Here is a 12571-nt window from a genome sequence, read left to right as displayed (position 1 = left end):
CCTGCAACGCAAGCGAGTGGTGTTGAATCCCTGAGTGGGAAAGCGTCTTGCAGTCGACCCCACAACAACTGCTGGAGTCAAGCGGCTAAGGGCAATCGCAACCGGAGGCACAGTACGAACGCCCAGCCGAGGATGCCTATGAGGCAGATCCTCTCGGTGAGGCCGACCACCTGCGGCAGCACGGCGAGGCTCAGTCCGAGAAGCACCAGCCCGGCGAGCGCCACGAAGAAGAACATGGTAACCGCGCGGGGACGACCGATCCAGGCGGTCAGCAGCCCCATCGCCACAAGCACGGCGAGAAATCCGGATGTCGCGAACACCACGTGCACGAGACCGACGGTCGTGCGCGGGGTCATGCCGAACTCGCCCGCGCGGTTGACGTCGGTCGGAAAGAAGACCAGAGCCGCCGAGCAGAGTCCCGCCAGCGCGAGCAGCACCGAGCCGGCGGTGCGCCGTCGCGCGGCCGGAGCGGTGAGGGAGACCGCCACCACGATGCATCCGCTCATCGCGGCCCTCGCCAGGAAGTTGAGGCCCATCGCCCAGCCGAATGGCCCGACAGCGAGATCGCTCTCTGCGTCACTCACCACCGAGTAGTGCGGCGGCAGGCACTGCAGCACCACATCGATCGACACGTAGAGCAGAACGAGGAGCATCGCCGCGACGGCGAACGCCCGGCGAACGCGGTTGGCCGTCGACGGCGTCGGCGGTGAGCTCATCACCCAAGACTCTCGCATCGAGGCACACCTTTGCTCCAAGAAGGGCGAGTACGGACACACCGGGCTGGCACGCCGGCCCGGAACCGCCGAAGAGGCCCCGGTTCGATGAAAACCGGGGCCCCTTCGAGAGATGACTAGCGGGCGGCGGAGCCGTCGGTGTAGTCCTCGTCGACCTGCTTCCAGGCGAACAGAGCGCGCAGCTCCTTGCCGGTGGCCTCGATCGGGTGAGCGGCACCCTTGGCGCGGAGCTCGAGGAACTCCGGTGCTCCGGCATCCTGGTCGGCGATGAAACGCTCGGCGAAGGCACCCGACTGGATGTCGGCGAGAACGGCCTGCATGTTCTCCTTCACGTGGGGGTCGATGACGCGCGGGCCGGAGACGTAGTCGCCGTACTCAGCGGTGTCGGAGACGCTCCAGCGCTGCTTGGCGATGCCGCCCTCCCACATCAGGTCGACGATGAGCTTCAGCTCGTGCAGCACCTCGAAGTACGCGATCTGCGGCTGGTAGCCGGCCTCGGTCAGGGTCTCGAAGCCATACTGAACGAGCTGCGAGACACCGCCGCAGAGAACTGCCTGCTCGCCGAACAGGTCGGTCTCGGTCTCCTCGGTGAAGGTGGTCTTGATGCCGCCGGCGCGCAGGCCGCCGATCGCCTTGGCATACGACCAGGCGAGCTGCCAGGCCTGGCCTGAGGCATCCTGCTCGACGGCGACGATGACGGGAACGCCACGACCGGCCTCGAACTCGCGGCGCACGGTGTGGCCCGGTCCCTTTGGCGCGACCATGATCACATCGACGCCCTCCGGCGCGGTGATGTAGCCGAAGCGGATGTTGAAGCCGTGGCCGAAAAGGATCGCGTTACCCGCGACGAGGTGCGGCTGGATGTCGGCGGCGTACAGTCCGCGCTGGTGCTGGTCGGGCGCGAGGATGACGATCACGTCGGCCCACTCGGCCGCCTCGGCAGACGACAGCACGGTGAAGCCGGCCTCCTGTGCCTTGACGACGGACTTGGAATCCGGCTTCAGGCCGACGACGACCTCGACGCCAGAGTCGCGGAGGTTCAGCGCGTGCGCGTGGCCCTGCGATCCGTATCCGATGACGGCGACCTTCTTGCCCTGGATGAGGGCGAGGTCGGCGTCTTTGTCATAGAAGATTTCGGTCACTTTATTTCCTTTTCGGTTTCTGCTGGTTGAGTGGGCCGGGCGCGCTACGCGTGCTCCTAGTTCTTGAAGACTCGCTCGGTGATGCTCTTAGAACCGCGGCCGATCGCGAGGAGGCCCGACTGCGCGATCTCCTTGATCCCGTAAGGCTCGAGCACCTTGAGCAGCGCCTGCACCTTGGCGGTGTCGCCGGTGACCTCGATGACGAGAGCGTCGGTCGCGACATCCACGATGCGGGCACGGAAGAGGGTGGCCGCTTCGAGGATCTGGCTTCGCGTGGTGTTGTCGACCCGCACCTTGATGAGCATGTGCTCGCGCTCGACGGTCTGCAACGGATCGAGCTCGACGATCTTGATCACGTTGATGAGCTTGTTCAGCTGCTTGGTCACCTGTTCGAGAGGCAGCTCCTCCACATCCACCACCACGGTGATGCGGGAAAGCCCGGGGATCTCGCTCGCTCCGACCGCGAGGCTCTCGATGTTGAACCCGCGGCGGGCGAACAGGCCGGCGACCCTGGTGAGGAGTCCGGGTTTGTCCTCGACGAGGAGGGAGAGAACGTGGGTCATCGGCCTACTCCTCGTCCCACGACGGGGCGTGGTCTTTCGCGTATTGCACATTGGAGTTGCCGACGCCCTGTGGCACCATCGGCCAGACCATCGAGTGCGGGCTCACGATGAAGTCGATCACCACCGGGCGGTCGTTCGTCTCGTTGGCGAGCTTGATCGCGGCATCCACGTCTTCCTTGTTGCGCACCCGGATGCCGAGCGCGCCATACGCGTCCGCCATCTTCACGAAGTCCGGGATCATCACCGTGTCATGGCCCGTGTTGAGGTCGGTGAACGAATGGCGGCCGTCGTAGAACAGCGTCTGCCACTGGCGCACCATGCCGAGCGAGGAGTTGTTGATGATCGCGACCTTGATCGGGATCTTGTTGATCGTGCAGGTTGCGAGTTCCTGATTGGTCATCTGGAAGCAACCATCACCATCGATCGCCCACACCGTGCGCTCGGGCTCGGCGACTTTGGCGCCCATCGCTGCGGGGACCCCGTAGCCCATGGTGCCCGCGCCGCCGGAGTTGAGCCAGGAGTTCGGGCGCTCGTACTTGATGAACTGCGCCGCCCACATCTGGTGCTGGCCGACGCCGGACGCGTAGATCGCCTCCGGGCCGGTGAGCTGGCCGATGCGCTCGATCACGTATTGCGGAGACAGCAGGCCGTCTTCGGGCTCGTCGTAACCCAACGGGAAGCGAGCGCGAAGCAGGTCGAGGCGCTCCCACCAGGCCGTGAGGTCGGAGGGTGTGGTCACGGTCGCCTCTCTGAAGGCGATAGTGAGGTCGGCGATGACGTCCTTGGCATCACCGACGATCGGAACATCGGCGAGACGGATCTTGGAGATCTCGGCCGGGTCGATGTCGACATGCACGACCTTCGCGTCCGGGGCGAATTCGCTGGGCTTACCGGTGACCCGGTCGTCGAAGCGCGCCCCGAGCGAGATGAGCAGGTCGGATTCCTGGATGGCGAGCACCGCCGGCACCGTGCCGTGCATCCCGGGCATGCCGAGGTTCAGCGGGTTGGAGTCGGGGAACGCGCCACGGGCCATGAGAGTCGTCACAACCGGTGCGCCCACGAGTTCGGCGAGTTCGAGCAGTTCTGCGGATGCCTTGGCGCGGATCACTCCACCGCCTACGTAGAAGACCGGGCGCTTCGCCTCGGCGAGCAGCTGTGCCGCCGCCTGGATCTGCTTGCCGTGGGCCTTCAACACCGGCCGGTACCCGGGAAGATCCTGCTTCGGCGGCCAGATGAACGGCGCGCTGTTCTGCTGGCAGTCCTTGGTGACATCCACCAGCACCGGCCCCGGGCGTCCGGTGGTCGCGATGTGGTAGGCCGCGGCGATCGTCGCCGGGATGTCTTCCGGTCGGGTCACCAGGAAGGAGTGCTTGGTGATCGGCATCGTGATCCCCACGATGTCGACCTCCTGGAAGGCGTCGCTTCCCATCAGCGTCGAGAACACCTGGCCGGTGATGGCGAGCAGAGGCACGGAGTCCATGTAGGCATCCGCGATCGCGGTCACCAGGTTCGTGGCACCGGGTCCGGAAGTCGCGATGCAGACCCCGAGCCGACCGGTGGATGACGCGTAACCCTCCGCGGCGTGACCGGCACCCTGCTCGTGGCGAACCAGGATGTGGCGGATGCCTGTCGATGACATCAACTCGTCGTAGAACGGCATGATCGCGCCGCCGGGGAGGCCGAAGACATCGGTGACGCCGAGGTTCTCGAGCGAGCGCAGGATCGCGCCCGATCCGGTGAGGATCTCAGGCTCGGCTGGTCTCTTCGTCGGTGATGCTGGCACGGGAGCTGTTTCCGTGGACATTGAATATTCCTTGCGAGACATAGAGTGCGAATGGTGAGGGGCGGGTCGACCCGCCTCGGGTCAACCCGTGATCGCGCCCTCCGCAGCGGAGTGCACGAGCTTCGAGTACTTTGCAAGAACGCCACGGGTATAGCGCGGGGGAAGCGGAGCCCAGCCAGAGCGGCGAGCGGCTAGCTCGGTCTCGTCGACAAGTAGATCGAGGGAACGAGCGGCGATATCGACCCGTATTAGATCACCATCGCGCACGAAGGCGATAGGACCTGCGTCCACCGCTTCGGGTGCTATGTGGCCGATGCACAGTCCGGTTGTGCCGCCTGAGAATCGTCCGTCAGTCAAGAGTAGTACATCCTTGCCGAGCCCGGCTCCCTTGATGGCGGCCGTGATGGCGAGCATCTCGCGCATCCCGGGGCCGCCCTTCGGGCCTTCGTAGCGGATGACGACGATGTCGCCCTTGCCGATCTTGCCCTCGGTGAGCGCGTCCATTGCGGCGCGTTCGCGTTCGAAGACGCGGGCCGGGCCCTCGAATACCTTGGCGTCGAAGCCTGCGGTCTTGACGACGGCACCCTCCGGAGCGAACGAGCCGTGCAGGATCGTGAGCCCGCCGGTCGCATGGATCGGGTTGTCGAGCGTGCGGAGGACCTTCCCGTCGAGAGGAGGGATGTTCAGCTCGGCGAGGTTCTCGGCGAGCGTCTTGCCGGTGACCGTAAGCGCGTCGCCGTGCAGGAGCCCGGCATCCAGCAGCGCCTTCATGAGCACCGGGATGCCGCCGCGGCGATCGAGGTCGTTCATCACGAACTGGCCGAATGGCTTCATGTCGGCGAGGTGCGGGATCGTGTCACCGATTCGATTGAAGTCGTCGAGGGTGAGGTCGACATCCGCTTCCCAGGCGATGGCGAGCAGGTGGAGCACGACGTTGGTCGATCCCCCGAGGGCCATGGCGACGGCGATCGCATTCTCGAACGCATCCTTGGTGAGGATGTCGCGGGTGGTGATCCCGAGGCGCAGCAGGTTCACGACAGCCTCGCCACTCTTGTGTGCGAAGTAGTCGCGGCGGCGGTCGGCCGCGGCGGGACTGGTGGAGCCAGGAAGGGCCATCCCCAGCGCCTCGGCGACGCTCGCCATGGTGTTGGCCGTGTACATGCCGCCGCAGGCACCTTCGCCGGGGGCGATCGCGCACTCGATGGCGTAGGCATCCTCGTCGCTCATGGTGCCGGCCTTGACGCCACCGACCGCCTCGAAGGAATCGATGATCGTGACCTCCTTCTCGGTGCCGTCACTGAGGCGCACCCAGCCGGGGGCGATCGAGCCGGCGTAGAGGAACACCGAGGAGAGGTCGAGACGAGCGGCGGCCATCAGCATGCCCGGAAGGGACTTGTCGCAGCCGGCGAGCAGCACTGACCCGTCGAGTCGCTCGGCCTGCATGACTACCTCGACGGAGTCGGCGATCACTTCGCGGCTCACCAGGGAGAAGTGCATGCCTTCGTGGCCCATGCTGATGCCGTCGCTGACGGAGATGGTGCCGAACTGCAGTGGGTAGCCGCCGCCGGAGTGCACACCCTCTTTCGCGGCCTGGGCGAGGCGGTCGAGGCTGAGGTTGCAGGGGGTGATCTCGTTCCACGAGCTGGCGATGCCGACCTGCGGCTTCTCCCAGTCGCTGTCGCCCATTCCGACGGCGCGCAGCATGCCGCGGGACGTCATGGCTTCGATCCCGTCGGTCACGGTGCGCGAGCGGGGCTTCCAGTCAACTGTTTCGGGCATGTAACAGAGTCTAGAACGCCGTCACCGCCGGACTGTCTCTGCCCACCCCGACCCAAAACGCAGGAGATCCGCCACCAACGGTGCCGTTCCGCCGCGAAAGGTGCCCTTTCGTGGCGGATCTCCTGCGTTTTGGGAAAGGACGAAGAAACTGAGGGGCGGCCGGATGCGACTGCGCTACTGCTCGTGGACGTCGCCCTCGCGGAGGTCGGCGAGCAGGTTGATCGCCCGGGCCACGTCGATGGGCCCTCCGACCCGGAAATTCGCGAGCGTGGTGCCGTGCCCGCTCTTGAGGCCGACGTCATCCGCGCCGAGGGCGGCGAAGGCATCCTCGTCGGTCACGTCGTCGCCCGCATAGAAGACGGCGGTCGCGTTCGTGTAGGTGCGCAGGTGCTCGACCGCCTCGCCCTTCGTGGTGGATCGCACGGAGAATTCCAGCACATTCTTGCCACTGCGGATGGTGAGGTCGTCGAGTTCCGCCGCGGTCTCGCTGCGCGCCACCAGGTGCGCGATGCGACTGTTGTGCTCCGACGCGAGCCGGGTGTGCAGCGCGAATCCGGCGGGCTTCTCTTCGAGCCAGACCTCGTCGAACGAGTTGGCGACCTCGCCGAGCACCTCGCCGAGCACATCGATCCGCTTGAACTCGGTGGTGTTGAGCGTCACGCTGTCGCCGGGGTTGTCGAGCCGCAGTTCGATGCCGTGCGACCCGACGAGCAGCACGCTGTCCGGCAGGTCGGAGACGGCGATCAGGCTGTCCAGGGCGCGACCGGAGACGAGGGCCACCCGCGTGTTGGGCATGTCGTTGAGGCGCAGCACGGCGGCGCGCGCCTCGGGGAGCGCGCGGGCGTGTTCCGGGGCATCCACCTCCGGCGCGAGGGTGCCGTCGAAGTCGAGGGCCACCAGAAGGCGCCGCGTGCGGGCGAGCTCGCGCAGGGCACCGATGAACGGCTCTGGCAGTCGGGAGAAGTTGGGAGGGGTGTCGACGTCGACCATCAGGCGCGCTCGTGCCCTTCGGATCCGTGGTGCGCGAGACTTTCCAGCACCTCGAGGAAGTCCCGCGACCAGCGCGAGACATCGTGCTCGAGGACGCGCTTGCGCAGCGAACGCATACGCGCCGTCCGTTCGCTCTTCGGCATCGAGATGGCCTTCAGGATCGCCTCCTTCACCCCGTCAATATCGTGCGGGTTGATGAGGAGAGCACGCTTCAATTCGTCGGATGCCCCGGCGAACTCGCTCAGGATCAGCACTCCCCCGTCGTCGAACCGACAGGCGACGTATTCCTTGGCCACGAGGTTCATGCCGTCGCGCAGTGCCGTGACGAGCATCACGTCGGCGGCGAGATAGAGGGCCACCATCTCGTCGCGAGGGAACCCATGGTGCTGGTAGCTGATCGGCACGTGCGCGATCGTGCCGTAGTCGCCGTTGATGCGGCCGACCGTGAGCTCGATGTCGTCACGAAGCGCCATGTAGGCCTGCACGCGCTCACGGCTCGGATTGGCGACCTGCACGAGCGTGACATCCTCCGAACTCAGCCGGCCCTCGGCGAGCAGCTCGCCGTAGGCCTTGAGTCGATGGGTGATGCCCTTGGTGTAATCGAGTCGGTCGACCCCGAGCATGACCGTGCGCGGGTTGCCGAGTTCGATGCGGATCTGCTTCGCCCGCTCCTGCACCTGCGGGGTTCGCGCGAGCTGTTCGAAACTCGCGCTGTCGATCGAGATCGGGAAGGCGCGGGCGACGACGGTGCGGAACGAGCCGTGGCGCTTGATCTCGCCGAACACTCGCACGCCGGGAGATCCGTCAACGAGAGGCACCTCGACCTGGTATCCCTTGGTGGCGTAGCCCTTCAGACGGCGCACCGCGCGCTGGAAGTTGCTCGCGTCGGCCACCCGCTGGAAGCCGATGACGTCGGCTCCGAGGAGTCCCTCGATGATCTGGGTGCGCCACGGGAGCTGCGAGTAGATGCCGTAGGGCGGGAACGGGATGTGGTTGAAGAATCCGATGGTGAGGTCCGGGCGGATCTCGCGCAGCAGTTTCGGGACGAGCTGCAGCTGATAGTCCTGCACCCAGACCACCGCTCCGGTGGCGCTCGCCTCCGCCGCAGCGTCCGCGAACCGCTGGTTCACCTCGACGTAGCTCTCCCACCACTCCCGGTGGTAGCTCGGCGGCGCGATCACGTCGTGATAGAGCGGCCAGAGCGTGTCGTTGGAGAATCCCTCGTAGTAGCGCTCGATCTCAAGCACACTGAGCGCCACCGGGATGATGTGGATGCCGTCGGCATCGAAGGGATCGAGCTCGAGATCCGGCTGCCCGCCCCACCCGACCCAGGCGCCCTCGTTCTGCCGCATCACCGGCTCGAGTGCAGTGACCAGTCCTCCGGGCGAACGGCTCCAGGTGGCGGTGCCGTCGGCCTCGATCACTCGATCGACGGGGAGGCGGTTGGACACGACGACGAAGTCGTAGGTGCCGCTTGTCGAAGAAATCACTGTGCCGTCAAGGTTACTGCACCGCGCCCAACTAGCATTGCCCGATGGCTACTACCCGGCTCTACAGTCACGGAAAACTGAAGACCGAGGGATTCGCGGTCGAGAATATCTCCGACCACATCCAGCTGAAGGAATGCACGGTTTGGGCCGACTTCGTCTCCCCCGACGCCGACGACCTCGCCACGATCAGCGAGGAGCTTGGACTCCACCCCCTCGCGGTCGAGGACGCCGTGCACTCCTCGCAACGGCCGAAGCTCGACCGCTACGACACCCATCTCTTCCTCGCCGCCTACGGCGTCACGCTCGACACCGTGACCGGTGAGCTCGAGACCCACGAGATCAAGGCGTTCATCACGCCCCGGGCGCTCGTGACGGTCCACGGCCCGGACTTCGACATCTCCAAGGTCGTCGAACGTTGGGACAGCGACAAGGACCTCGCCAAGTATGGCGTCGCCTACCTTCTCTGGGGTCTGCTCGACGAGGTCGTGGACGGCCACTTCGCTACTGTGCAGGAGCTCGATACCGCCTCGGATGAGCTCGAGGAGGCCCTGTTCGACGACCGGCCCCGAGACAAAGAGGTGCAGCGGCGCTCGTTCGAATTCCGTAAGTCGCTCGTGCTGCTGCGGCGGGTCGTGCTGCCGATGCGTGAAGTGGTGAACACGGTGCTCCGCCGCGATCTCGAGACCTTCGCTCCGGAGATGATGCCCTACTTCCAGGACGTCTACGACCATGTGCTCCGGGCGACCGAATGGACGGAGTCCCTTCGCGACCTGATCTCGACGATCCTCGACACGAACCTCAGCATCCAGAGCAACCGCATGAACCTGATCATGAAGAAGGTGACGAGCTGGGCGGCCATCATCGCGGTGCCCACCGCGATCACCGGCTTCTTCGGCCAGAACCTCACCTTCATCGGGTTCGGCACGGTCTGGGGAGCGTGGTTGTCGCTCGGGCTCATCGTCGCGGCATCCGCGGTGCTCTATGTCGGCTTCAAGCGGCGGGACTGGATCTAGACTCCCCGACCGCAGGCGGTCAGGTCTGCGTCAGCCCTGCGCCAGAGCGAGTCCGAGGGTGGCGAGCGTGACGGTGATCGGTGCAGCGATCAATCCGAGCAGCGCATACCTGCCCCAGGAGATCTCGACATCGAGGGCTTTGAGCCGCTCGTGCCACAGCAGGGTTGCGAGCGAAGCCCAGGGGGTGATCAGCGATCCCACGTTCACGCCGATCAGGAGTGCGATGAGTCTCACGGGATCGCCCGCAACGGGTTCGAGCGCGAGATAGGCCGGCAGGTTGTCGATCGCGTTGGCTCCGAGGGTCGCGACGCCCGCCAGTCGCAAGAGGCTGAGCGGATCGTGCCCGGTGCCCGACACCGTGGCGAGCAGCATCCCGAGTCCGAGCGAATGCGCGGCCTCCACCACCAGGAAGAGTCCGGATGCCAACAGCACGAGCTGCCACGGGAGCAGGCCGAATCGCAGCACCGATCGGCGTCGCACGAGGAAGAATCCGCCGAGGACGAGCGCGGCGATAACCGTGGGGATCCAGACGTCGAGCCCGGAGACGAGCGAGGGGATGAGCAGCACCACGACGACGCCGCTCGCGATCAGCAGCACGCGGTCGTCTGCGACATCGCCCGGCTCGGTGCGATAGCGCACCAGGAGGTCACGTCGGAAGACCAGGAACAGGATGGTCGCCGGCACCACCACCGAGATCAGCGCGGGCACCGCCGTGAGGGCGGCGAACTGCAACGGCCCGACGCCATCCAGCTCATGCTCCGCGAGGAGGTTCGTGAGGTTCGAGACGGGCAGTAGCAGGGAGGCGGTGTTCGCCATCCACACCGTCGTCAGGGCGAAGGGCAGCGGCGAGAGGCCGGCATGCCTGGCGAGGATCACCACCACCGGCGTCAGCAGAACCGCTGTCGTGTCGAGCGAGAGGAAGATCGTGCCCACCACGGCGAGGGCGAGCACGAGGAGCCAGAGGAGCCAGGCGCGGCCACGCCCCCAGCGAGCGGTACGCTCGGCCACCAGCCTGAAGAGTCCGGCCTCCGCAGCGAGCTCGGTGACCACGGTGATCGCGACCACGAACAGGAGGATCGGCCACACCCGCTCGCCGATGGCGAGGGCATCCGCCCCGGGAAGGATGCCGGTGGCGATCGCGATGAAGCCGACCAGGAGGAGGACGGCTCCGAGAATCGCAGTTCGCACGGGGTCCCTTCCGTCACTCGACGCCGTTCCGGCGGTCAACTGTATACCGGGGTGTGCCCCCTTCCCGTGGCGGAGTACCGTGGAAATATCGACCGGAAAGGCACATGTTGCGCAAATTCATCTTCAGCGGCACCCTGATCAGCGCCGTCATCGGCGGCTGGGGTACCCTCCAGACGACCCGAAAAGGTCCGCGCGACTGGCGGCTGGCTCTCATGTGGATCAGCTGGGCCATCACGGTAGTCATTGCGGTGGACTCCGTATTGGAGCAGTCGCGCGCAGTCGACGAGTTGAAGGAGTAACCATGCACAACCCACTCATTCCGGGAATGTACGACATGGGCGCGGGTGCCCTCGGGTTCCTCGGACTGGTGGTCTGGGGCTTCTTCTCCTTGCTCGCCCTCGCTGTGGTGATCGGTCTCGTCTTCCTTCTCGTGCGCTTCCTCCTGGTCGCCACACGCGCGGCCCAGCTCTATGTCGCCAAGAACGAGCCGCCCAAGCCGCCGGCTGCGCCGCGCCCGACACCGGCCACACCGAGTGCGCCGGCCGCTGCCGCTCCGTCCTCCGTGTCGACCCCGCCGGTCGCCGGTTCGCCCGCCACCACCGCCCCCGCCACAACTCCGTCCGCGCCGACCACGACGCCGTCGAGCGCGACCTCGGCGGGAGCCTCGGCCCCGACCTCTTCGGCAGCGCCCTCCGCTCCGTTGTCCCCCACTGCGACGACGAAGGTCGCGCCGGTGCTGCCGAAGTCTGCGGCCGTGCTGCCGAAGGCCGCGGCGCCGACACCAACGCGCACCATCCCCACGGCCACGCCGCCGGCCGCATCGACTCCTTCGACGACGCCCGCGCCGACGGTGACGCCCGCGCCGAAGGCCGCGGCGCGCACGGTGCCGCCGACGACTCCGGTCTCCAAGGCGCCGACCAAGCCCCGCACCCCCAAGGCGCCGCCGACCGTCTAACAACCGCACCGGCCGAGGTCGGAGTGTTGCAGCCCTTCTCTCGTTCTCGCGGCGAGGGATAAAACCACTCGCGGCGCCACAGGCGTGTCGCGGCGGGAGTCACAACTCCCGCCGCGAGGACTTTGCCCCTCCGCGGGCCGCATCACGGACATCCGACCGCGCCCAGCCGGCCGTCAGGCGAGGAACCCGCGCAACAGCGCGGCCGACCCGTCGAGGTGCTCCTGCATCGCGGATGCCGCGCGATCGGCATCCCCCGTGAGGATGGCGATCACGATGCGCTCGTGCTGTTGGTTCGAGTGTTCGATGTTCGGTTGCAGCAGCGGGATGTCGTCGAGCAAGCCGTTCACGCGCATGCGATTCTCCGCGATGAGCGGCACGAGGGACGGCGCGCCCACGAGCTCGCCGATGGTGAGATGCAGCCGGGAATCGAGCCGCCGGTAGTCGGCGACGGTCGCGGCCACCGTCTCCCCCAGCCGGGTCCAGAGCAGTTCGCGGTCACCCGCAGTGAGGCTGCGACCCGCTGCGATCCGCGCCGCTCCCACTTCCAGGATGTCGCGAAGGGCGAGCACATCCTCGATCTCCTCCGCCGTAGGAGGGACGGATGCTGCGAGCCCGTCGATCCCGCTGCCGGCGACACGCGGCGGCGGGGCATCCACCACGAATGTGCCTCCGTACCGCCCGCGTCGCGAGACGAGGAATCCCGCATCGGACAGCGACCGGATGGCGTCGCGCACCGTGTCGCGACTCACCGAGAACCGCGTGGCGAGGTCGCGCTCGGCTGGCAGCGCTTCCCCCGGCGGCACGATCCCGAGGCGGATTGCCTGCAACAGCCGGCTCACGGTCTCCTCGAACGCGTTGCCGGCGCGCACCGGTCGGAAGAGGGCGTCGCCGGCGACATCCGCCCGCAGCAGCCCACCCCCCTCCCCGCTCATGG

General features: G+C 66.7%; 12 protein-coding genes. 3 read left to right on the top strand and 9 right to left on the bottom strand.

Going from position 1 to position 12571, the window contains the following annotated elements; translation table 11 throughout:
* Window positions 1–77 precede the first annotated feature (77 nt).
* The 7 genes from ACVXZ4_RS04385 to ACVXZ4_RS04355 form a co-directional block, all read right to left on the bottom strand.
* A complete protein-coding gene (locus tag ACVXZ4_RS04385; protein WP_461797016.1) occupies window positions 78–716 on the bottom strand; it encodes a DUF998 domain-containing protein in 639 nt (212 codons plus the stop codon).
* A 134-nt stretch (window positions 717–850) separates the two neighbouring features.
* A complete protein-coding gene (ilvC, locus tag ACVXZ4_RS04380) occupies window positions 851–1876 on the bottom strand; it encodes a ketol-acid reductoisomerase (RefSeq protein WP_461797015.1) in 1026 nt (341 codons plus the stop codon).
* Window positions 1877–1932: 56 nt separating this feature from the next.
* The gene (gene ilvN, locus ACVXZ4_RS04375; protein WP_461797014.1) at window positions 1933–2439 is read right to left on the bottom strand and encodes an acetolactate synthase small subunit; all 507 of its coding nucleotides are present in this window, start codon (window positions 2437–2439) and stop codon (window positions 1933–1935) included.
* A 4-nt stretch (window positions 2440–2443) separates the two neighbouring features.
* Window positions 2444–4243 (bottom strand): acetolactate synthase large subunit, encoded by a 1800-nt coding sequence (locus ACVXZ4_RS04370; protein WP_461797013.1) that lies wholly within the window; start codon window positions 4241–4243, stop codon window positions 2444–2446.
* 60 nt (window positions 4244–4303) lie between these two features.
* Window positions 4304–6001, bottom strand: coding sequence for a dihydroxy-acid dehydratase (ilvD, locus tag ACVXZ4_RS04365; RefSeq protein WP_461797012.1), 1698 nt, complete (start codon window positions 5999–6001; stop codon window positions 4304–4306).
* Window positions 6002–6175: 174 nt separating this feature from the next.
* A complete protein-coding gene (otsB, locus tag ACVXZ4_RS04360) occupies window positions 6176–6991 on the bottom strand; it encodes a trehalose-phosphatase (RefSeq protein ID WP_461797011.1) in 816 nt (271 codons plus the stop codon).
* The gene (locus tag ACVXZ4_RS04355; RefSeq protein ID WP_461797921.1) at window positions 6991–8478 is read right to left on the bottom strand and encodes an alpha,alpha-trehalose-phosphate synthase (UDP-forming); all 1488 of its coding nucleotides are present in this window, start codon (window positions 8476–8478) and stop codon (window positions 6991–6993) included. The genes otsB and ACVXZ4_RS04355 overlap by 1 nt, the downstream gene beginning before the upstream one ends.
* Before the next feature lie 47 nt (window positions 8479–8525).
* Between ACVXZ4_RS04355 and ACVXZ4_RS04350 the strand changes: the two genes are divergently transcribed.
* The gene (locus tag ACVXZ4_RS04350; RefSeq protein WP_461797010.1) at window positions 8526–9494 is read left to right on the top strand and encodes a magnesium transporter CorA family protein; all 969 of its coding nucleotides are present in this window, start codon (window positions 8526–8528) and stop codon (window positions 9492–9494) included.
* Between the two features lie 30 nt (window positions 9495–9524).
* Here the strand turns inward: ACVXZ4_RS04350 and ACVXZ4_RS04345 are convergent, their stop codons facing one another.
* Window positions 9525–10682: an SLC13 family permease gene (locus tag ACVXZ4_RS04345; protein ID WP_461797009.1), complete on the bottom strand. Its 1158-nt coding sequence runs from the start codon at window positions 10680–10682 to the stop codon at window positions 9525–9527.
* Between the two features lie 104 nt (window positions 10683–10786).
* Between ACVXZ4_RS04345 and ACVXZ4_RS04340 the strand changes: the two genes are divergently transcribed.
* Complete coding sequence (locus tag ACVXZ4_RS04340; RefSeq protein WP_461797008.1) at window positions 10787–10981, top strand: hypothetical protein; 195 nt, start codon at window positions 10787–10789, stop codon at window positions 10979–10981.
* A gap of 2 nt (window positions 10982–10983) precedes the next feature.
* Window positions 10984–11637 (top strand): hypothetical protein, encoded by a 654-nt coding sequence (locus ACVXZ4_RS04335; protein ID WP_461797007.1) that lies wholly within the window; start codon window positions 10984–10986, stop codon window positions 11635–11637.
* Between the two features lie 173 nt (window positions 11638–11810).
* Here the strand turns inward: ACVXZ4_RS04335 and ACVXZ4_RS04330 are convergent, their stop codons facing one another.
* Window positions 11811–12569 (bottom strand): FadR/GntR family transcriptional regulator, encoded by a 759-nt coding sequence (locus ACVXZ4_RS04330; protein WP_461797006.1) that lies wholly within the window; start codon window positions 12567–12569, stop codon window positions 11811–11813.
* Window positions 12570–12571: the final 2 nt, after the last annotated feature.

Source organism: Lacisediminihabitans sp. FW035 (assembly GCF_054880895.1).
Note: the sequence above shows the minus strand (reverse complement) of the source record. Positions and strands in the feature narration are given on the sequence as shown.

Bases quoted from the DNA above. Each gene is read 5' to 3' on its own strand.
- ACVXZ4_RS04385 (WP_461797016.1), bottom strand. From the start codon at position 716: ATGAGCTCACCGCCGACGCCGTCGACGGCCAACCGCGTTCGCCGGGCG.
- ilvN (WP_461797014.1), bottom strand. From the start codon at position 2,439: ATGACCCACGTTCTCTCCCTCCTCGTCGAGGACAAACCCGGACTCCTC.
- ACVXZ4_RS04370 (WP_461797013.1), bottom strand. From the start codon at position 4,243: ATGTCCACGGAAACAGCTCCCGTGCCAGCATCACCGACGAAGAGACCA.
- ilvD (WP_461797012.1), bottom strand. From the start codon at position 6,001: ATGCCCGAAACAGTTGACTGGAAGCCCCGCTCGCGCACCGTGACCGAC.
- otsB (WP_461797011.1), bottom strand. From the start codon at position 6,991: ATGGTCGACGTCGACACCCCTCCCAACTTCTCCCGACTGCCAGAGCCG.
- ACVXZ4_RS04350 (WP_461797010.1), top strand. From the start codon at position 8,526: ATGGCTACTACCCGGCTCTACAGTCACGGAAAACTGAAGACCGAGGGA.
- ACVXZ4_RS04340 (WP_461797008.1), top strand. From the start codon at position 10,787: ATGTTGCGCAAATTCATCTTCAGCGGCACCCTGATCAGCGCCGTCATC.
- ACVXZ4_RS04335 (WP_461797007.1), top strand. From the start codon at position 10,984: ATGCACAACCCACTCATTCCGGGAATGTACGACATGGGCGCGGGTGCC.
- ACVXZ4_RS04330 (WP_461797006.1), bottom strand. From the start codon at position 12,569: ATGAGCGGGGAGGGGGGTGGGCTGCTGCGGGCGGATGTCGCCGGCGAC.